Origin of the sequence: Saccharibacillus brassicae (assembly GCF_006542275.1) — a bacterium.
Lineage (GTDB): Bacteria > Bacillota > Bacilli > Paenibacillales > Paenibacillaceae > Saccharibacillus > Saccharibacillus brassicae.
The window spans coordinates 3,052,062-3,072,498 of the sequence record NZ_CP041217.1; the positions used below are offsets into that span (position 1 = coordinate 3,052,062).

Genomic DNA, 20,437 nt, shown 5'->3' on the forward strand with positions numbered 1-20,437 from the left:
CCCGAATACGCGATCTGCTGCCGGCTTGAGGAGCTTACGGGAGCGGCGTCCATTCTTCCCGCAGCATGCCCATGCGGATCGAATCGTAATACTGTCCGTCGTAAAAGCGCGCTTTGCGAATACGGGCTTCCATTTGCATCCCGAGCTTCTCGCCGACGCGGATCATCCGGTCGTTGCCCGACCACGTGCTGTACCCGATCCGCACGAGCGGCAGCTTCGCGAACAGGTGATCGACCCACAGCCTCAGCGCGCGCGTGCCGAGCCCTTTGTTCCACGAGCCCGATTCGTGCAGCAGAATGCCGACTTCCAGCCAGCGCGAAGGTTCGTGCTCCCAATAATACGACACGCTTCCGCGAACGACGCCGTCGACTTCGATCACCCAGAAGTCGTCGTCGCCGACCCAGTCCCGTACGATCGGAAGAAACTTTTCGTAAGCCATCGGTTCATGCGGATAATAAGGAGCATCCCATTTTTTCCATTCGGGCTGCTCGTCCTTGTAGATCAGTTCCCATAACCGGAAGGAATCTCGTTCTTCGACCGGGCGAAGCGTCAGTTCTTGATCCGAATACATAACGTTACGTCCTTTCACTGATGAGGTTGATTGGCAGAGTTGTAAAGCTTCCTTAGTGAATTCGACTTTAGGGTGGGCTTTCCTGTTTTTTTGCAGCATACCAATGACTAATCAGAAGAAGGGGAGCGAATACGATGCAGACCGAATCTTCCGAACAACAAGTCCCGAACGCGCTGGATCGTCTGTTCCGGATGCAGAAGAATGAAGAACCGACAGATTATAATTTTTTGGAAAAAAGTTCGCGGGACTCCGACGAATTCGTCCGCATGGAAGCGGCAGTCGCGCTGGGCTTACATTACAATGTCCGGGCGGAAGGGATGCTGATCCGGCTGGCTGACGATTCTGATTGGCTCGTGCGTACCGAAGCCTGCGATTCGTTGGGGCGCGGCGAGTCGGAAGCGGTCTTGTCCGTACTTGAGCGGAAGATCCGCCAAGACCGCTCCGCGCTGGTGCGTGCCTACGCGATTCATTCCTATGGGGATGCTGCCGAAGCGCTGCGCTGCGATCCGGAAGACGTCGCTGCTTTTCTCGAAAGCCGGCTGCCGCGCGAAAAGTCGCATTGGACCCGGCTGGCTTTGTTCAAGGTGCTGTATCGCTGCGGCCGCGAGGCATATCTGAACGATCTGTTGGACGGCCTGAAGCTTGTGGCGTTCAACAAGCGCTGCACCGCAGGCAATAATCTGAAGGAAGTCATAAACGCCGCCAATTACAGGACCATCCGGGCAGCTGCGCTTGATTGGTTGGGCCGGGAATCGATGCCCGCTCCGGTCGAGATCGCGGTGAAGTTGATCGACCTGACTATAGAAGCGGAGCTTAAAGAGCGGCATAAGAAGGAAGAGGCCGGTGACGCAGGCGTACAGGATCGGAGACTTTGAAAAACAGCGTCAAACAAGCCCGTCCGCCGGAAAAAGTGCATCTTCCCCGGCAGCGGGCTTGTTGGGCTTGGTTTGGGAAGCTGGAATTCGTTTCCCTTGCTTGCGTTTCCCGTTCGCTTATTGATAGAAATTGCGCGCCCAGCGGTGGGCTTTTAATTTGTGCAGCTGCTCTTGCGGCAGTCCGTGTCCGTCGCCGATCCGCATATTGCGTTCGACGTTGCGGACCGAGCGCATGCCGGGGATGACGGTCGAGACGGCCGGATGGCTCAGCACGTAGCGCAGCGCCGTCTCGGCGATCTCGTCGTCCGCGATACCGAGGTCCTGCGTGATCCGCTGCACCCGCTCGTACACTTCGCGCTTGCGCTCGCCCTGGAAGTAGCGGCTGCGGAAGTCGCCTTCGTCGAACTGCGTCTCCGGCGTGATGCTTCCGGTCAGGCCGCCTTCGTCGAGAGCCACGCGCACGATGACGCCGACATTATGCTCAAGGCAGGCCGGCAGCAGCTCGTCTTCGGGCGTCTGCTCGAAGATGTTGTAGATCACCTGCACCGTGTCCACGACGCCGCTCTCGATCAGCTTGATCGCATTGGCCGGCTGGTAATCGTTGATCGAGACGCCGAAATGGCGGATTTTGCCCTGCTCTTTGAGCTTCTGCACGCCATCGAGCCAATCGCCCTGCGATACCCATTCGTCCGACCAGACGTGGAACTGCTGGACGTCGAGCGTGTCGAGTCCCAGATTGCGCAGGCTCGTCTCGGTAGATTGAATCACGTGTTCGGCCGTAAACGTCTCGCTCGACGGAACGCCCGCCCGCGCCGGCCATTGTCCGTTGGCGGGCGGGATTTTGGAAGCGACGTAGACGGTCTCGGACCGCTCGCGCACGACCTGTCCGACGAGCCGCTCGCTGTGGCCGTCCCCGTAGCCGAGCGCCGTGTCGATAAAGTTCAGCCCGAGATCGATCGCGCGGTGCAGCGCTTTGACCGATTCGTCGTCCTGCGCCCCGAGCCAGCCCGAGTTGCCGATGCCCCATGCTCCGTACCCGATCTCCGATACGTTCAGTCCCGTCTTGCCCAGCGTTCTGTAGTTCATGCCCATCAGGAATCGCGCCTCCTTGGCTGCTGCCGAATTGGAATGGTATAGGGTGTAAGAAAAGATCGAAACGCTATCCTTTAACCGCGAAGACGCCTGTTGATGCAGCGAAAGCGTGCGTCGGCGGGATTTTTTTGAAAAAGGGCGAAGGACGCTTCGAACGCCTCTTGCGCGGCACCGGGCATCAGCGGCTATACTGGGGCGAGAAGCGCAATGTATCAGGCGCGAAGCCGGAAGGCAAGGAGGAATGGGCATGAACGGAAAATCGGGGGAACACGAAGGAAGAGTGGAGGAAAAAGAAGGAGGGGAACGGCGGCCGGAAGAAGGCGGAAACGCGAAGCCCGGGGAAAAAGCGGCGGCCGCGGTGGACGATCCGGCGGGAGGGTCGCCGGGTTGGGGGGCTTTTTGGCAGTTGATCGCGAAGTATCGGCCCAAAGGCTGGCTGATCGCGGTCGCCGTCGTGCTCGGGCTGTTCGAGACCGTGTTCACGCTGGCGATTCCGCTGCTGACGAGCCGGATGGTGGACGGTTTCTCGGCGGCGGACCTCAGCGGACGGACGATCGCGCTGCTGGCGGTCGCTTTTCTCGCCCAGGCGCTCATGTCGGGCCTTGCGATGTATACGATGTCCTACGTGGGACAGTTTATCGTCTCCGGCCTGCGGCGCGATTTGTGGCGGCGGGTGCTGAAGCTGCCGGTATCGTTCTTCGACCGCAGCACGTCGGGCGAGACGATGAGCCGGGTGACGAACGACACGAATATCGTGCGGGACTTCATTACGGGGCAGGTGATCACGTTCCTGTCCGGTATCGTCTCGATCGTCGGCTCCGTCGCAATTCTGCTGACCATCGATTGGAAAATGACGCTGTTCGCGCTGCTCGCCATTCCCGGCGCGATGCTGCTGCTGTGGCCGGTCGGCCGCCGCATGTACGCAATCTCGCGCGATATGCAAAAAGAGACGGCGGAGTTCCAGGGCGATCTCGGCCGGGTGCTGGCCGATATTCGGCTCGTCAAAGCTTCGCTGGCCGAGCCGGCGGAGATCGTGCAGGGCGAGCGGCGCATCTCCGGCCTGCTGCGCTTCGGCCTGCGCGAAGCGCGGATCCAGTCGATCGTATCGCCGCTGATGATGACGATCATGCTGCTGATCCTCGTCGCGCTGATCGGATACGGCGGCGCGCAGGTCGCGCGTGGCGCGCTGACGGCCGGTTCGCTGGTCGCGATCATCCTGTACATGTTCCAGATCGTCGTGCCGTTCACGCAGCTGGCGACGTTCTTCACCCAGTTCCAGAAAGCGCTCGGCGCGACCGAGCGGATTCGCGAGATCATGGAGCTGGCGCCGGAAGAAACGGAACCGGAAGAAGCAGCTTCGGGCGGGGACAATCCCGGCCGGGCCGCCCGGCAGTCGATTGTATTCGAAGGAGTGAGCTTCGGCTACTCCGAAGACAAGCCGATTCTGCGGGAGCTGAATTTCACCGCGGAAGCGGGGCAGACGACCGCGTTCGTCGGCCCGAGCGGCGCGGGCAAGACGACGATCTTCTCGCTGATCGAGCGGTTCTACGAGCCGACCGCGGGCCGCCTGCGCAGCGGCGAGCAGGACGCCGCCGGCATTGCGCTGCGCGAATGGCGCGGACGGATCGCCTACGTCTCGCAGGAAAGCCCGGTCATGTCGGGCACGATCCGCGAGAACCTGACCTACGGCCTGGAGCTTGCGACCGACGAGGCCGTGGCAGCGGCGGTCCGGCAGGCGAATCTGGCGGACTTCGTCGCTTCGCTGCCGCAGGGGCTGGAGACGCAGGCCGGGGAGCGCGGCGTCAAGCTGTCCGGCGGGCAGCGGCAGCGCCTGGCGATCGCCCGCGCCATTCTGCGCGATCCGGACATCCTGCTGCTGGACGAAGCGACGGCGCATCTGGACAGCGCGTCCGAAGGACTTGTGCAGCAGGCGCTCGATTCCCTGATGCGGGGGCGGACCACGCTCGTCATCGCGCATCGGCTGTCCACCGTACGCGGAGCGGACAAGCTGATCGTGATCGAAGACGGCCGAGCGACCGGGCAGGGGACGCACGACGAACTGCTGGCGTCGCACGCTTTTTACCGGAAGCTGGTGCACGGGCAGTTCGGAAGCGGCTGACCGCGCCGGGCGGGATGGACGGAGACGTTCTTTTTCATAAAGGGGCTCGCTGTCGTCTTCTTCCCGCTTGTGGGTAAATAATTAGAATCACCAACGAATCGGGACAGCCCGAAGAAGATCCGGCTGCACGGGAGGACCTATGAACCTAAAAGAATTCAATGCGATCGTCAGCCGTCCGGCGGATCTGCGCTACGAATATTTTGTGAAAAAGACGGCGGACTCCGAAATGCTCTGGGGGCTGTACGAAGAAGGCTGGGCGATGACCACCGATTCTTCCGGCACGGCCCTGCTTCCGCTGTGGCCCAAAAGCGAATTCGCGCTGCACTGCGCCATCGACGAATGGAACGGCTACACGAGCCGCCCGCTGGACCTGCATGCTTTTATCGAGAAAATTTTGCCGCGCCTCGATCAGGACGGCGTCAAAACGGCGATCTTCTACAACAACAGCGATTCGGCGGTCGTGGAAGCCGCCAAGCTGCTGGAAGATCTGCGGGAAGCGCTGGGCAAGTATTAAGCGCAGGGTTGAGCGCGTAGAGGCGCAGCCGCAAACGCGCGGCTTCGTGCAGCCGGACTTCGGATGAATCGGACTCCGGCCCGGCTTCTTGCCGCCGAAGAGACGAGGAAAAAGCTTGGCGAGATCCGTTCCCGGATTTCGCCAAGCTTTTTGTTGTGCGCCGATGGACGCGGCGGGAGAAGAGAAGGGCGGCCCTGACGGCCGGCCGCTACTTCGCCGTCGCCTTCGCCGGCTCGGCGTCAGGGTCCGCCGGTAGGAAATGCCGGGACAGGTCGCCGACGATCGAATAATAGTCGCCGTTCGTCAGCTGCTGCGGATCTTCGATCGCGTCGAGCGTCTCCTGGCGGAGGTAACCGTCCGCCACGAGCCGCGCCGCCGCGCTATCCGCGGTCACGGGCACCTGCATGGCGCTCGCGATCAGCATCGCGGCCATATTGACCGACAGCGGCTGCGCCGCCTTGTCGGTCACTTCGACCATGATCTCTTCCATATCGCCGGGGAAGAAGTCCGGGTGCAGCGAGCGCATGACGCGCACGGCATTGAAGAACCGCTGCACGTTGGCTTCGCTGTCGAGGCCCCAGCCGTCGTTCTCGTACCCGCCCGACGTGAGATACATATTGGCCGCGATCAGCATGCCGGGATAATCTTTGTGCTTCATATATTCCGGTTCCGGGAGCTTCGGCCGGGACAGATCGACGCCCTGCTTGCGCAGCTGCTGCTTGAGCCGTTCGATTTGTGGTTCCGAACCGGAGAACTCGCGCAGATTCATGTCCGCATTCTGCGCCAGCTTGATCGCCGCGCCGGCCGCTTCGCCGGCAGCCATGCCGACCGGGATCGTCCGCGCGCTGCCGTGCGGCACGGTGTCGAAGCCGGCCGAGCGGCCGACGACGAGCAGGCCGTCGACGGTGCGCGGCACGAGCGTGCGGAACGGCACGCCGTATTGGCTCGGCTTCATGAGCACGGTGCCGATTCGCCCGTCGCTCGTGCTCTGGATATCGACCGGATACGAACCGTAGCCGATATCGTCCCAATGCGAGCGGTTCTCCATCACGTCGGCGAGCGTCAGCCGGTATTCGGCTTCGAGATGGCGCGATTCGCGCAGGTACAGCTCGCTTGCGACGCCGTCGTATTGCAGCGGGGCCATCTCCGGGAAGCGCTGCTTGAGAAACTCGACGATCTTCGGCGCTTCCGCCGTGCCGATCTCGATGCCTTCGCGGATCGACTTCGGATCGAGCGGATCGATGCCGAACAGCAGCAGCGAATTGATCAGAATCGTGCCGTCGTTCTGGCGCCCGATGTTGAGGCCGCGCATCTTCACTTTGGACGGATCGCTCGATTCGTACAGCTGCGCGTCTTTGTAGCCCCAAACGCTCATGCGGTCGATGCCCGTGTCTTCGTGCTTCCCGAGCTTCTCCCAGATCTCCTGGGTCATGCCGCTCATGCGGAACACGAGCGTCGACGCCATGACGCTGTTCAGGTCGCCGATGTCTTCGCGGCCGAGCGTGAATGCGGCACCGGCTTCCGCCGCGATGTCGGCGTTCTGCGTCGCGTCGATGACGGCGTCGGCTCCGACGCGCTTGGCGCTGCCGTCTTGAAGCGTCAGCGCAAGGCCGGTGACGACCTTGCCGCCGTTTTGCGTTTCGGTAATCGGGGACATCTTGCGCGTCTCCATCAGCAGGTCGATGTTCGGTTCGGCCCGGACCATTGTATAGAACAAATTGGCGGCGACGTTCACGTCGAACGAAGATCCGTCGAATTGGTCGTACCATTCCTGGAAAATGCCTTTGTTCAAATAATTCGCTTCGCGCAGCTGCGGGAAGAAAAACGGTTGGTCGGGCGCATAGTTGAGGTCGATCATGTTCAGCATGCCGACGGTCATAAGGCCGCCGAGCATCTTGCGGTCGTGTCCGTCGACCAGCAGCACCTTCGAACCGCTTCGGGCGGCGGAGATCGCGGCCGTGATGCCTTCGGGGTCCGTGCCGGCCACGATCACGTCGTAGCGTTCCGCGATTTGCGAGACGGACTCGACCGGCAGCAGCGCCTGCGTCACGCCGTGGTTGACGAGGCGCGAGTGTTCCAGATAGCGGATCAGCATGAATCCGGCCGCGCCCAGAACGAGAACGGCGGCAAGAGACAGAGCAACGACTTTTTTCCAGTTTTTCAGACGCATAGGGTATGTAGAATTCCTTTCTTCGATTCGGCTGGAGAGCCAAATTTGCGTGAGGGTTTTTTCCGGACGCATGTTCTGACTATATCGGTTTTTCCGCGGCCGGACAAGGTTGCGCACTTCGAAGAAGAGTAACAATTTTGTAACGGTAAGCATAATTTGGATAATAAAAAGACGAAAAATAAATCCAAAAGGTCGTTAAGACTTATATGTTTAGGTCTAATTGCGTAGTATTATAAGGCTGTCTTAGCAATTTACTCGGCAGGGGGTGTCGAAATGGAAAAAATATCTTTTAGCAAAAGCGATTTGGGGGATTGGAGTGTCGATTATCGGACTTCAAACATCGTGAATCCGGACCTGTTGGACAAGAGACCCAAAAGCGAAGGAGCGGTGTCGGAATCGATTCTGCCAAAAGACGCGGCCGGATCAGCCGATGCGGCCGGCGGAGACAACAACGAGGCCGGACGGGCGGAGCGCAAAAAGCATGACGCGTTAATGGCCCGCAAGCTGGACGAAGAACGCCAAGCCCAGCAGCGTCTGCTGCAAACGTTCTACGCCGAGAAGCTGCGCATCGAGCTGTCCCCGGAGAAATTCAGGGATTCGATGAAATCGATGGCAGAACGTTCGATCGAACAGCTGATGAGCCGCGAAGGCTCGTCGCTGAAGCTGGAATGGAAATCGGAACTGCATCAGTTCAGCCTGGCGATCAGCATGGAGGCGTACGATAAATTGAACGAAGACGTGTCCCGTCAACGGGAACCCGTCGAATCGGCGCCGGTCAGATCCTAAATCGCTTCAACGCGCCATAAGCGCCTTCCCGTTTTGCGGGAGGGCGCTTTTTTTGTCTGAACAGGGATCGGAAAATAGGAAGTCAGCCACTCGGCTTTTATTTTACATAAATATGAAAAAATTGTATTGTAGTCAATGTTTTGCGAACGCTGTTGGAAAAAGTCGATTAAAAACGAATCCTCGTTCAAGACTCGAATCCGACAAGAAAAAGCCAGTCTTGCTTGCTAAAAAGCCCACCTATGTCTCCTGCTTTTTGGGAAAAATAGGAACTTCAGAGTGGGGAGTTCCCTCCCATATCCTTTCTTTTCCAAAAAATAGTAAACTTAGCTTAACGAAACGGACCACACCAATCTGAGGGGGTTGTAAAACATGAGCACCTTGTCGTCCTACCCTGCCGCTTCCGCTGCGGACCGCACGAGCAGATACGACTACGCCACGAAATCTTCCGCCGCCGTCAGCAAAGACGCTTCGAAAGTATTGGCTTACGATAAGAAAGACCAGGATTCGAAAGCGCTCGGTAAAGACAAAGAGATCCGTACGGATACCGAGATCAGAAAAGAAAAAACGCAGTTCTACGATAAAATCGACCAAAACCGCAAACAGCAGTACGAACTGCTTCAGGCGATCTACGCGCAGAACGGGTTTTCGATCAAGACCGACGATATCAAAAGCACGATGAAAAACCTGGCGGAAAAAGCGATCGATCAAAAAGTGTCCAAAGCGGGCATGAGCTGGAAATCGCAAATGCACCAGCTGCGCATGGACATCAGCTCCAGCTCGTACCAGATGTACAGCAGCAGCCAGTCCGTCAAAGCGCCGACGGACGGTTCGGCACCGGCCGCCGCCGCTTCGACGACTTCCGTCATCCGCCAGACGAACGCGGAACCGGTCAAAGCCGCCGTTTCCTCGGCGGCGTCGACGGTCTCGACGGCAGTCGGCTCGACTTCTGCGACAGCGAGCACGCCGACCCCGGCGACGGCGAGCACGCCGACAGCGAGCGCGGCGGCTACGACGCCTACGGCCAGCACGCCGACTCCGGCGGCAGCGACGCCTACGGCCAGCACGCCGACTCCGGCGACTGCAACGCCTACGGCCAGCACGCCGACTCCGGCTACGACGCCTACAGCGAGCGCGCCGACTCCGGCGACTGCGACGCCTACGGCCAGCACGCCGACTCCGGCGACTGCGACGCCGACAGCGAGCGCGCCGACTCCGGCGACTACAACGCCTACGGCGAGCACGCCAACTCCGGCGGCAGCGACGCCGACGGCGAGCACGCCAACTCCGGCGGCTACGACGCCTACGGCGAGCACGCCAACTCCGGCGACTGCGACGCCGACAGCCAGCACGCCAACTCCGGCGGCTACGACGCCGACTCCGACGTCGCCGAACCTGGTCGAAACCGTCGTGAACGTGGTAAATACGACGGTCACCAATACCGCCAGCACGGTTAATACGACTGTCGGCGCGGTCAACAATACCGTGACGGGCCTGACGGGCGCGCTCGGCGGCGTATTGGGCGGCACGACTGCCGCGCCGGCTCCGACAACGACCGCTCCGACGACGACCGCTACAGCCCCGGCCTCCACGACGACGCCGACCAAAACGACGACAACGGCACCGACGACAACGACGGCACCGACAACGACAACGGCACCGACAACGACAACAGCACCGACCACGACAACAGCACCGACCACGACGACCGTGGGCGCCCTGCTGGGCGGCGTGAACACCAAGCCGCTGCTCGGACTGAAATAAGCTTCGCTTGTGCCCGAATCCCGGGCAGGAGCCCCTCACTTCGATGCCCGGATTATCCGGGCATCGAAGTTTTTTTCGCGTATTGGGAACTTTTTCGGTATCATGCGGTCTTATTGACGGAGAGCTATGTCAGGGGGGACCGAAAATGAAGCACGAGCACCAAGAAGCACGGTCCGGACAGAAGCGCGAAGCCGTTCCGGGCGACGAACGCGGAGTCCTGTTGAGGCAGCTGATGGAGAGCTACGGCAGCGACGTGTGGCATTATGCGTATTTTTTGACGCGCAGCCGCGATTTGGCCGACGATATCGCGCAGGATACGTTCGTCAAAGCTTATGGCGCACTGGATTCGTTTCGGGGGGAAGCGAAGATCAAGACCTGGCTGCTGTCGATTACGCGCCATACCGCATTCGACTATCGCCGCTCCGCTTTTGTGCAGCGCAGTGTGCTGATGGCCGAACCGCCTGAACGGGAGCAGGCGGAGTCGGCGGAAGCGACCTATATGCGCCGCGTCGATTCGGTGCAGATCTGGTCCGCCATCATGCGGCTGCCGGATCGGTATCGCGAAGTGCTCGTGCTGGATCTCAAGCACGGCCTCAAGCTGGCCGAGATCGCGAAGCTGCTCGGCATCGCCGAAGGAACGGTCAAGTCGAGACTGTTCCGGGCGAGAGGCAAAGTGGCAAAACAGTTGAAGGAGGAACGAGGATGAACGAACGGGAGCCGGATTGGTACAAGCGGGCGCAGGCAGGTCCGTTCGAACGCGAACCTTTTACCGAAGAAGACATGCAGCGCATCGAACAGGCCATTTTGGAGCGGCAGCCGGACGAACAGGAGGACAAGCGCAGCCCAAAAAACGGGCGAATCCGCGCGGCTGTGCGCGCGGCGCGCAGGAACGGAACGGCGCGGATATCGGCGATGGCGGCTGCGGTCCTGCTGTTGGCCGGAGGAGGCGCGTACGCGGCGATGCAGGTGTCCGAACGGATACCGATCGTGCCGATGACGTCGGGACCGAGCGGACCCAATGCGGATCCGTCCACGGCGAGCGTCGCGCCTCCGGCAGACGTTTCAACCTTTTCGCTCGGCGGGAAGAGTTACTTTTACGACGATTCGAACGCGAGCATTCCCGAGTGGACGCGCGCCGTGCGCACGACCGAAGGCATCGTATGGACGCCGGCTCCGCAGATGACGGGCAGCGCGACCACGATCAAGGACATGCAGCCGGGCGACCATCCGCAGACGCCGTTCCAGCTGTATTTCAGCGATCCGAACAAGCCGCAGCTTACGGAACGGGAATCGTTCATGCTGCCGGGACTGCCGCTGAACGGCCGGGATTCGTCGCGGTATTGGTATATCGACCATTTGTGGGCCGTCGGCGCATACGCGGTCTATACGACCAGCGTGCATGTGGCGGACGATTCGGGTCTGGGCCGCGAAGACGAACAGGCCTGGGTCGTGGACACGCAGGGGCTGCCGACGACGCCAAGCTTCGGAACCGTCATGGACGTGCGCCTGCTGACCAATTTCGATTCGGACGGCGAAAGCCCGTTCGAACTGTCTTACGACGAGACTAACGGACGGTTGATCTACACGGTGGAAGTGCCGCCCGAAGACGGCGGCGTCGAAGGCGAAGAGCTGGTAGTCGCCCAGCAGTTGGACAACGGGAGCAAAGTGTTCGTGGAACGCTATGGGATCGCTTACGGAACGGCGGCGGACGGTTCCCGTACCGTCGATTACGAATTGGACGGCGCCGTCCATACGGCGAAGCTGTTCGATCTATAGCTGTTCGATCTGTAGACGCGGGCCCGCACGCGCGCGGGGCGAAGCGCATAGGGAAAAGCGGACGAGACGGTCTTCAAGACCGTTTCGTCCGCTTGTTTGGTTCTGCGCGGCAGGCCGCCGCATCGGTGCGCGGCTTATGGATTCAGCGAAGTCCGAAGCCGAGCGTGCAGGAGGCCAAGTTCGCTGCCCGTTCACGTCGACGGTGCAGGCGGCGTTCGAACGGATTCTCCAGAAGCGTACGCTGCCGGGATCGTGCGCCCACAGCGTCTCGCCCGCCGGGCTGCTCCAATCGTTCTCGTTCACGTCGTCCACTATTTTGCTCATACTGCTCAGTTTCATCATGCGTACAGCCACTCCCTTTCGATTTGGGTTCGAAACGACATGGCTTCCCGCAGCGCCTCTTGGGCGTAAAACAGCGACAAAAACCCACGGTATCAAGCTCCCGCGGGTTGGCGTGCGTCGTCGTCTAAATCGAACCGTGCGCAAAAAGCAAAGGCTCGAACCTGGACGGTTCGAGCCCTTACGCGATCTGCCGGCGGCTGCCGGGTTCGATCAAATTCGGTCGTAAGGGAGCGAGAAGCGATGAAGTTGCTTGTTCATAAGGCTTGTTCACTCCTTTCTATATTGGATGAATTTATCTTATAAGGTATAAAAAGTTTTTTAATGGCGAGGTGCGGCCGGCAGCATATCCCTGCGTCGGTGAATACCGAAGATAAGGCCAAACAAGGCAAAATATAAAATAGAAGAGCTGCCGTAGCTCAAGAAAGGTAGATGCAGGTTAGTTACCGGGAAGAGATTCAACGAAGCTCCTATTGCATATAAGGTCTGCACGATAAAAGCAGTCGAAAGCAGCATAATCAATGTTTTTCCGTATAGATCCCGTACTTGTCGGCCCGAACGAATCAATTGAACGGCTAACCCGAGTATCACGAACAGGACAAACGCGGCGCCGATCCATCCGAAACTATAGATCAAATACGTGAAGACAAAATCGGAATATGCATAAGGCAGGGAAGATAAGGATGAACCGAAGCCGTGGCCCCATAAGCCGACGCTGCTCAAGATTTCATTGATTTTCCCGTTTAAATAAAGGATCGGCTCTTCCCGAACCGATTCAGGCGCATAGATTGCGCGAAACAAAAGGTTCCATCTTTCTTTCCATTCCAAGGCTCGTCCAATCCAATAATTGAAGGATGACACCCGTATCCATAGCAGCGCTACCAAAGCAACCGCAGCCGGAAATACCATCCATAAATGCTGGCTTCGACGGCAAAACTTTAGATATAACGGCAGTACGAACAGGAAATAGAAAAACGCCATCATCGTCTTGTTCATCCAAAGATAAGGCAGTATCGGTGCCATCAGCAGGACCATTAGAACGATTACCGTCAAATGGTAAGCCGGGCGCGAACGCCAATCTTTTGACGTGAGTATGCCCGCAAGCGACAGGACGAACAAATAGAGAGAAGGCATCGTCCATTCGATTCTCCAACTACCCAGATGCAGATAGCCAAACGTTCCGCTGACTCCGTCGGTCCAACCTTTCAGTGCTACTAAAAAGGATAATCCGATTGTAATCAGATAAAGAATCAGCGAGTAATGCTGCAGCTTTTTGTAGTTGAAAAAGATGAAGATCGTAAAAGCAGCCGCTCCGATCATTACGTAAAGCAGCTGTTCGTAGACCAACGGCAAATAAGAGAAGGAGACCGATTGCATACCTTTGGTATCCGAAATATATTTTTCCCAACTGCCGCTTCCGATCGAGAAGAGGGTCAATAACCCGATAAGAACCATCACCCCAAGCGGCACCAGCAGCTTCCAGTTGAACTTCGGCCGGTGGACCTGTCCGAGCGTGCCGCCGATCTCGTCGGCGTCGCCCATCTGCTTCATCGCCCAGAGAGCGGCTTCGAGTGTGGAAGCGCCGGCGTCTTCTTTGTCCGCGATCAGCTCGTCCAGATGCCCGCGCATTTCTTCCCGCAGCTCGGGATGGAGTTCTTTCGCTTTGACGCGGGCGCACAGGCGGTCGAGGTAGGCCCCGATCGAAGCTTCGGCTTCCCGGCGTTCCAGTTCCCGGATATAGGCCTCGCGATCCTCGGCCGTATTCGGCTGTTCGGTCTTGCGCCGATCTTCGTTCATGCGCGTCCCTCCCCGAGCACCGCGTTGACCGCGCCGCTGAATACCCGCCATTCGTCCTTCTTCGCCTGAAGCTGCTTCAGCCCGGCTTCGGTGACCGTATAATATTTGCGCTTGCGGCCGCCGCTTTCTTCCCAATGCGCGGACACCCAATTCTCCGCTTCCATCGCGTGCAGAATCGGGTAAAGCGTCCCTTCCTTGAGCGCGAATACGCCGTCCGAACGGCTGTCCAGTTCCTTGATCAGCTCGTATCCGTACATGCTTTTGCCCGACAGGACAGTCAGGACGAGCGTTCCGGTCGAGCCCTTCAGCAGTTCTTTGCTTACTTTCATCGCGCCGATCCTCCTTTACCGCCAATACATAGATTTACTATGTATCGTAAATCGAGGTCTATTTTTTGTCAACGGTTTCTTGGAAAAGGGAGAAGCAGGAATCCGCCTGCCGTGGCGCGAATGCTAAGCAGGGCAGACTTGAAGAGGCCATCATGAACATACAACAGGGGGTAAGGATGAAAAAGAGTGGAATCACGCTGCTGACGCTGGTCGTATGGCTGTTGACGCTTGCGCCGGCGGGACGGGCGGCGGCCGCGGAGACGAACATCGTCGATCCGTCGGTCACGTACACGTATGGCGTACTCACCCGCGATATTCGCGAATTGGCGGCCAAGTACCCGGATCTGATCGAATACAAGTCGATCGGCCGAACGCTGTACGGACGGGATATCTGGGCGGTGGGGCTTGGGAGCGGCAGCTCGACGGTCTTTTTTAACGGATCGCACCATGCCCGCGAATGGCTGACGACGACGCTCAATATGACGATGATCGAGCAGTACGCGGCCGCTTATGCGGACAACCGCAGGTTCGAAGGCTATCCCGTACGCGAGATTTTGGACCGGACGAAGATCTGGTTCGTGCCGATGGTCAACCCGGACGGCGTGACGCTTCAACAGACGGGCCTGCAGTCTTTTCCGGTCCATGTGCACGACGCGCTGATCAAGATGAACGACGGCAGCCGCAGCTTCAAGCGCTGGAAAGCGAATGCGCAGGGAGTCGACCCGAACCGGCAGTACGACGCCAACTGGGGAGAATTGATTAACAATTACCATTATCCGCATTGGATGGGCCACAAAGGGACGGCTCCGATGACGACGCGGGAAAATAAAGCGATGATCGCGTTCACGTACGAGATCGATGCGGAAATCGCGGTCTCGTACCATTCGGCGGGACGCATCCTGTTCTGGAACTTCCGGACGCCGGCCGCCAACGTCCCGCGGGACAAGCGTTTGGCGAATATTTTCACGCAATTCACAGGCTACGCGCAGGTCAGTCCAAGCTACAATTCGAACGGCGGAGGCGGCTACACGGACTGGTTTATCCAGAAGCTTGGCCGGCCGGCTTTTACGCCGGAGATCGGGATCAAGAACGGGGAGAGCCATCTGCCGCTGTCGGCGTTCGGGGAAGAATGGCGCCGCAACAAAAAGATCGGCCTATGGATCGCGCAGGAAGGCTATACATTGTGGGCCGCGAAAAACAAAACGACGGTCAAGCCGGTCTCGCTGTTCCTCGACGGCGTGCGGATCGAAGGCGATCCGGCCGCGTTCAACGAAGACGGCGCGACGTATGTGTCGTACAAGCCGCTGCTGACGGCGCTCGGCTACCGCCTGACCTGGGACGGCGCAGCCAAATCGGTGACGGCGAACGGTCCTTCCGGCACGATCCGGTTTGCGCTGGGGCAGAAGACGGCGGAGATCGACGGACAGGCCGTGGAACTTGCGGCGGCGCCGCGGCTGTACGAAGGTACGGTCTACGTGCCCGCAAGGCTAGTCAGCCGGGCGGCGGGAGCGGCGTTGACCGTAGACCCCGGCAGCGGAGCGATTTCCCTGAAGAGTCCGGCCGATCGGGCAGGGAACGCTTCGCCCGAGAGTCCGCCCGTGATCGTGAACCCTTGACGCTGAGCTGCTTTCAGTGGTACAACTAAGCCGTTGCGGGTTGGACTTATCGTTCCGACCGACGCCTAACTTGAACGAACAGCAATGACCGGAACCCTGCTTCGCGAGCGCCGACTGACGTCGGGGCACGGCCGTCCGCCGACAGAGAAGAATCCCTTGAGCTGCGAGGATTCCCGGCGGACCCGCGAAGTCCTTCTCCGCGAGCTGCGGCGCTCCAATCGCCGCCGGACGTCCCCGTTACCGGACTTCGAGCCTTTTTGCGCCGCTGCGGCCGCCGAACGGAATCTGCCCCGGGCAGGTGCAAGGTCGCGATCCGGCGCGCAACAAGGGAACCAGGGTGGTACCGCGAAGATGCATTCGTCCCTAACGAATGCGTCTTTTTTTGCGTGTTCCGCCCGTAGGCTTGTCCGTATGCCCATCCATTTTTCAGAGGAGCGATATTTTATGAAACAAAGTCAACTGTTGATCCCGACGCTGCGCGAAGCACCGGCGGACGCCGAGGCGGCCAGCCATAAGCTCATGCTGCGCGCCGGCCTGATCCGCCAGCTCGCTTCCGGCGTCTACACGTACCTGCCGCTCGGATTCCGCGTGCTCAAAAAAGTGCAGGAGATCGTCCGTCAGGAAATGGACCGCGCGGGCGCGCAGGAACTGCTCATGCCCGCCATGCAGCCGGCCGAGCTGTGGCGCGAATCGGGACGCTACGACGTGTACGGCCCCGAGCTGATCCGGCTCAAAGACCGGCACGACCGCGAATTCGCGCTCGGGCCGACGCATGAAGAGGTCATCACGTCGCTGGTCGCGGGCGAAGTCAGTTCGTACCGGCAGCTGCCGATGACGCTGTACCAGATCCAGACGAAATTCCGCGACGAACGCCGTCCGCGCTTCGGCCTGCTGCGGGGCCGCGAATTCCTTATGAAAGACGCCTATTCGTTCGGGCGCAGCTGGGAAGAGCTGGACGAGACATACCACGCGATGTACGACGCGTATACCCGTATCTTCACGCGGGTCGGCCTGAACTTCCGCGCCGTGCAGGCGGATGCGGGGGCGATCGGCGGCGAAGGCGAGACGCACGAGTTCATGGCGCTGGCCGACATCGGGGAAGACACGATCGTCGTGAGCGAGCGCGGGACGTATGCGGCCAATCTGGAAAAAGCGGAGATGTTCTGGGAAGAGCCGGCCGCGGCGTCTGCCGATACCGACATTCCGCCGCTCGGCCGCGTGCATACGCCGGGCGTGCACACGATCGAGCAGCTGTGCAACCATTTTGCGCTTGAAGCTTCCGCCTTCATGAAGACGCTGCTGTATCTCGTCGACGGTAAGCCTGTCGCGGTCGTCGTGCGCGGAGACCGCGAAGCGAACGAGACGAAAGTGCTGAACGCGCTCGGAGGCGAACGGATCGAGCTGGCGGACGCCGCCGCCGTGGAACGGCTGACCGGAGCGGCGGTCGGCTTCGCCGGTCCGGCAGGACTTGCGGGCGTGACGCTGCTCGTCGACCGGGAAGTGCAGGCGATGCCGTCGGGCATCGCGGGAGCTAACGAGACGGACTATCACGTCGAGCACGCCAGACCGGGCCGCGATTTCCGAAGCGACCGGGTCGGCGATTTCCGCAACGCGGCCGAAGGGGACCTGAGTCCCGACGGAAGCGGCCGACTGGAATTTTACCGGGGAATCGAGATCGGGCACGTCTTCAAGCTGGGCACCAAATACAGCGAAGCGCTCGGCGCGAATTATCTGGACGAAGGCGGACGCCGCCAAGCGGCGATTATGGGCTGCTACGGTATCGGCATCTCGCGTATCCTGTCCGCGGTCGTCGAGCAGCATTACGACGAGAACGGCATTCTGTGGCCGGCGGAGATCGCGCCTGCGACGGTCCACATCATTCCGGCGTCGGTCAAAGACGAGGTGCAGATGGCCTTGGCGCTTGAGTTGTACGCGCGATTTGCGGAAGCGGGCATCGAGGCGCTGCTGGACGATCGCGACGAGCGGGCGGGCGTGAAGTTCAAAGATGCCGACTTGATAGGCCTTCCGTACCGGATCGTCGTCGGACGCGACGCGGCCGAAGGCCGGGTCGAGTTCAAGGCCCGCGCCGATGCGGACAAGCAGGCGCTCACGGCGGACGAAGCTTTTGCGCGCGCTGCCGGCCTGGCCTGAACGAACGGCTGGGCTTCCGGTATAAAAAAGCCCCCCAAACGCCGGTGTATCAGCGTTTCGGGGCTTTTTTTTATATCAAAAAAAGAGATTGACACAAAATCGCTCCTTCCGGTATACTCGCATTAACCAAATAACCGACTTGATTAGTGAAACGCAAACCGGATGAAAGTTCGGGACGCAAAGTCTGGAATCTACAGCGACTTGTTCGCCACGATCGTCCGACCGCCTCGATACTTGATGGCGGTCTTTTTGTTGTTTGTAGTTCCGGAGTCCCGTTTCCGATCTGCTTCACAATCACCTCGAAAGCTGCTTTTCCCCGAGAAACGCAAACCACCCGAAAGGCTGGGACGCAAAGTCTGGAATCTACGTCGAGCGCCCGCTCGCCACGATCGTCCGACCGCCACGAATGGTTTCCATTCATCCATGGCGGTTTTTTTATACGCTTCTTTGTACTGTTTTCAGATAAAAAATACATAATAACAAAAAAGAGATACATAAAGGGGACCCCTCATGAGCAAAATCACCAAAGTTTCCGCCGCGATCTTATTGACCTCCACGCTATCGCTGACGCCTTACGCCGCTCTCTCCGCCCAGGCCCATTACGCCAAACCGGTTCCCGCTCCTTCCCAGAACACGCAGCCGACGAAAAAGAACTACGAGCAGGAAATTGCCAACGCTACCTCGGCCGCGCAAAACGCCGACAAGCAGGCAGCAGCGAAGCAGGCCGAAGCCGACCGGTACGCCGCGGCGGCCGCCAACGCGCTTCAGAATGTGACTGCCCTGCAGCAGGCCTACGACAACGCCGTGCAGAACGTTCAGCAGAAAAAAGCGGACGTGCAGTCGAAGCAGCTGGAGTACGATAACGCGTACAACCGACTGGCCCAGGCTTCGGCCGCCGCAGCCAAAGCGCAGCGGGACTACGACAACAGCTGGGGCTGGAGCAGTTCGGCCAAAAAGAAATTGCAGGATGCGACCAATGCCTGGATTGCAGCGAAAGTCGATTGGACCCGTGCAGCAAGCGCTTTGCAAAAAGCGGTCACCGAATATAACAAGGCGCAAAGCACGGCGAGCTTGATCGGATGCGATCTGGGTCCGGCCGAGAAAGCGGCCGATCAGGCCCGGCAAAAAGCCGATAAAGCCCAAAACGTCGCCGATCGCGCCCGGGACAATGCCGCCGACGCCTGGAAAAAAGTCGAAGACTTGAAAAAGCAGCAGGCCGAAGCGGAAACGCCGCCGCCTGTAGAACCAACGACGCCGGTCGTACCGACGCCGCCGACAGAAACGACGCCGCCAACGGAAACGACGCCGCCGACAGAAACGACGCCGCCAACAGAGACGACGCCGCCGACAGAAACGACGCCGCCAACAGAAACGACGCCGCCAACAGAAACGACGCCGCCAACAGAAACGACGCCGCCGACGGAAACGACGCCGCCGACAGAAACGACGCCGCCGACGGAGACGACGCCGCCGATGGAGACGACGCCGCCAACAGAAACGACGCCGCCGACGGAAACGACGCCGCCAACAGAAACGACGCCGCCGACAGAAACGACGTCGCCAACAGAGACGACGCCGCCGACGGAAACGACGTCGCCAACGGAAACGACGCCGCCGACAGAAACGACGCCGCCAACAGAGACGACGCCGCCGACGGAAACGACGCCGCCGACAGAAACGACGTCGCCAACAGAGACGACGCCGCCGACGGAAACGACGCCGCCGACGGAGACGACGCCGCCGACGGAAACGACGCCGCCGACGGAGACGACGCCGCCGACGGAAACGACGCCGCCGACAGAAACGGCGCCGCCAACAGAAACGGCGCCGCCGACGGAAACGACGCCGCCGACAGAAACGGCGCCGCCGACGGAAACGACGCCGCCGACATCGAACCCGACGCCGGCTCCAAGCGGCGACACGGTCGTCATTCCGGATAACCCGACGCCGCAGAGTCAGCCGACCTTCATTGTCGAACCTGCACAGCCGTCGCAGCCTTCGCAATCGACGCCGCCGGCTGTACCGGCCGACGGAACTGCTTCGCCTTCGCCGGATACGGTGACGATTCCCGATAACGAGACGCCGCAGGGCGCTCCCGATACGGGCGGCGTTCCTGCTTCGGACGCCGAAGTGGACGTCCCGGATGACCGGACGCCGCAGGGCGCTCCCGACACAGGCAGCGTTCCCGCACCGGCCGACGAAGTGACCGTACCAGGCAACGAGACGCCGCAGGGCGCGCCTCAACCGGACGCTCCGTCCGTATCCGCCGACGCCGATCCTGCGCCAAGCGTAGACGTGCCGGATAATGTTACGCCGCTTGGCACGCCGGATGCGATCGAACCGGCAGCCGATGCCGCGCCGCCTGTCGGCAGCCTGCCGGCCGCGCTCCCGCAGACGGGCGAAGCGACTTCCGCTCCCCTGTACGCGCTCGGTCTGGGTTTCCTGGCGATCGCGGCCTGGATGCGCCGCCTCGGCGGCAGCAAAAACTAGTCCCGATTTTTGTGTAAAAAGGGGCGTACGCTTCATAACCGCAGCGAATTT

The 20,437-nt window shown here is 60.1% G+C and carries 18 protein-coding genes and 2 riboswitches; of the genes, 10 read left to right on the top strand and 8 right to left on the bottom strand.

Features of this window, described 5'->3' with window-relative positions; all coding sequences use genetic code 11:
• Window positions 1–34 precede the first annotated feature (34 nt).
• Complete coding sequence (locus FFV09_RS12705; protein ID WP_141448174.1) at window positions 35–571, bottom strand: GNAT family N-acetyltransferase; 537 nt, start codon at window positions 569–571, stop codon at window positions 35–37.
• Window positions 572–705: 134 nt separating this feature from the next.
• Between FFV09_RS12705 and FFV09_RS12710 the strand changes: the two genes are divergently transcribed.
• Window positions 706–1,446 (top strand): HEAT repeat domain-containing protein, encoded by a 741-nt coding sequence (locus FFV09_RS12710; protein WP_141448175.1) that lies wholly within the window; start codon window positions 706–708, stop codon window positions 1,444–1,446.
• A gap of 117 nt (window positions 1,447–1,563) precedes the next feature.
• On the opposite strand, the gene FFV09_RS12715 is transcribed toward FFV09_RS12710, so the two are convergent.
• Window positions 1,564–2,538 (bottom strand): aldo/keto reductase, encoded by a 975-nt coding sequence (locus FFV09_RS12715; protein WP_212635436.1) that lies wholly within the window; start codon window positions 2,536–2,538, stop codon window positions 1,564–1,566.
• Window positions 2,539–2,785: 247 nt separating this feature from the next.
• Here FFV09_RS12715 and FFV09_RS12720 point away from each other — a divergent pair, with 247 nt between their 5' ends.
• On the top strand, window positions 2,786–4,657 hold the full coding sequence (locus FFV09_RS12720; protein ID WP_141448176.1) for an ABC transporter ATP-binding protein: 1,872 nt from the start codon (window positions 2,786–2,788) through the stop codon (window positions 4,655–4,657).
• A gap of 139 nt (window positions 4,658–4,796) precedes the next feature.
• Window positions 4,797–5,171 (top strand): DUF2750 domain-containing protein, encoded by a 375-nt coding sequence (locus FFV09_RS12725; RefSeq protein ID WP_141448177.1) that lies wholly within the window; start codon window positions 4,797–4,799, stop codon window positions 5,169–5,171.
• Between the two features lie 208 nt (window positions 5,172–5,379).
• On the opposite strand, the gene FFV09_RS12730 is transcribed toward FFV09_RS12725, so the two are convergent.
• Window positions 5,380–7,341, bottom strand: coding sequence for an FAD-dependent oxidoreductase (locus tag FFV09_RS12730; RefSeq protein WP_141448178.1), 1,962 nt, complete (start codon window positions 7,339–7,341; stop codon window positions 5,380–5,382).
• A gap of 273 nt (window positions 7,342–7,614) precedes the next feature.
• On the opposite strand from FFV09_RS12730, the gene FFV09_RS12735 reads away from it, so the two are divergent.
• Complete coding sequence (locus FFV09_RS12735; protein ID WP_141448179.1) at window positions 7,615–8,127, top strand: hypothetical protein; 513 nt, start codon at window positions 7,615–7,617, stop codon at window positions 8,125–8,127.
• A 237-nt stretch (window positions 8,128–8,364) separates the two neighbouring features.
• On the opposite strand, the gene FFV09_RS12740 is transcribed toward FFV09_RS12735, so the two are convergent.
• Both FFV09_RS12740 and FFV09_RS23775 read right to left on the bottom strand, forming a co-directional pair.
• Complete coding sequence (locus FFV09_RS12740) at window positions 8,365–8,835, bottom strand: hypothetical protein (protein WP_170315015.1); 471 nt, start codon at window positions 8,833–8,835, stop codon at window positions 8,365–8,367.
• Window positions 8,832–9,560, bottom strand: coding sequence for a hypothetical protein (locus tag FFV09_RS23775; RefSeq protein WP_170315016.1), 729 nt, complete (start codon window positions 9,558–9,560; stop codon window positions 8,832–8,834). Before FFV09_RS23775 ends, FFV09_RS12740 begins: the two co-directional genes overlap by 4 nt.
• Here FFV09_RS23775 and FFV09_RS12750 point away from each other — a divergent pair.
• The 3 genes from FFV09_RS12750 to FFV09_RS12760 all read left to right on the top strand — a co-directional run bounded on the left by FFV09_RS12750 (window position 9,535) and on the right by FFV09_RS12760 (window position 11,664).
• Window positions 9,535–9,888 (top strand): hypothetical protein, encoded by a 354-nt coding sequence (locus tag FFV09_RS12750; protein WP_141448181.1) that lies wholly within the window; start codon window positions 9,535–9,537, stop codon window positions 9,886–9,888. The two genes, FFV09_RS23775 and FFV09_RS12750, sit on opposite strands and share 26 nt — an antisense overlap.
• 145 nt (window positions 9,889–10,033) lie before the next feature.
• Window positions 10,034–10,594, top strand: a complete 561-nt coding sequence (locus FFV09_RS12755; protein ID WP_141448182.1) for an RNA polymerase sigma factor — start codon at window positions 10,034–10,036, stop codon at window positions 10,592–10,594.
• Entirely contained in the window at window positions 10,591–11,664 is a 1,074-nt protein-coding gene (locus FFV09_RS12760) for a hypothetical protein (RefSeq protein ID WP_141448183.1), read from the top strand. The genes FFV09_RS12755 and FFV09_RS12760 overlap by 4 nt, the downstream gene beginning before the upstream one ends.
• Here FFV09_RS12760 and FFV09_RS12765 read toward each other — a convergent pair.
• From FFV09_RS12765 to FFV09_RS12775, 3 genes are all read right to left on the bottom strand, one after another.
• The gene (locus tag FFV09_RS12765) at window positions 11,659–12,006 is read right to left on the bottom strand and encodes a hypothetical protein (RefSeq protein WP_141448184.1); all 348 of its coding nucleotides are present in this window, start codon (window positions 12,004–12,006) and stop codon (window positions 11,659–11,661) included. The genes FFV09_RS12760 and FFV09_RS12765 overlap by 6 nt on opposite strands.
• A gap of 318 nt (window positions 12,007–12,324) precedes the next feature.
• Window positions 12,325–13,800: an FtsW/RodA/SpoVE family cell cycle protein gene (locus tag FFV09_RS12770; protein WP_170315017.1), complete on the bottom strand. Its 1,476-nt coding sequence runs from the start codon at window positions 13,798–13,800 to the stop codon at window positions 12,325–12,327.
• The gene (locus FFV09_RS12775; RefSeq protein WP_141448186.1) at window positions 13,797–14,129 is read right to left on the bottom strand and encodes a PadR family transcriptional regulator; all 333 of its coding nucleotides are present in this window, start codon (window positions 14,127–14,129) and stop codon (window positions 13,797–13,799) included. Before FFV09_RS12775 ends, FFV09_RS12770 begins: the two co-directional genes overlap by 4 nt.
• A gap of 176 nt (window positions 14,130–14,305) precedes the next feature.
• On the opposite strand from FFV09_RS12775, the gene FFV09_RS12780 reads away from it, so the two are divergent.
• The 3 genes from FFV09_RS12780 to FFV09_RS12790 all read left to right on the top strand — a co-directional run bounded on the left by FFV09_RS12780 (window position 14,306) and on the right by FFV09_RS12790 (window position 20,386).
• A complete protein-coding gene (locus tag FFV09_RS12780) occupies window positions 14,306–15,745 on the top strand; it encodes a M14 family zinc carboxypeptidase (RefSeq protein ID WP_141448187.1) in 1,440 nt (479 codons plus the stop codon).
• A 444-nt stretch (window positions 15,746–16,189) separates the two neighbouring features.
• Window positions 16,190–17,896, top strand: a complete 1,707-nt coding sequence (locus FFV09_RS12785) for a proline--tRNA ligase (RefSeq protein WP_141448188.1) — start codon at window positions 16,190–16,192, stop codon at window positions 17,894–17,896.
• Window positions 17,897–18,038: 142 nt separating this feature from the next.
• A riboswitch (cyclic di-GMP riboswitch) is annotated at window positions 18,039–18,126 on the top strand.
• Window positions 18,127–18,210: 84 nt separating this feature from the next.
• A riboswitch (cyclic di-GMP riboswitch) is annotated at window positions 18,211–18,301 on the top strand.
• Window positions 18,302–18,406: 105 nt separating this feature from the next.
• Window positions 18,407–20,386: an LPXTG cell wall anchor domain-containing protein gene (locus FFV09_RS12790; RefSeq protein WP_141448189.1), complete on the top strand. Its 1,980-nt coding sequence runs from the start codon at window positions 18,407–18,409 to the stop codon at window positions 20,384–20,386.
• Window positions 20,387–20,437: the final 51 nt, after the last annotated feature.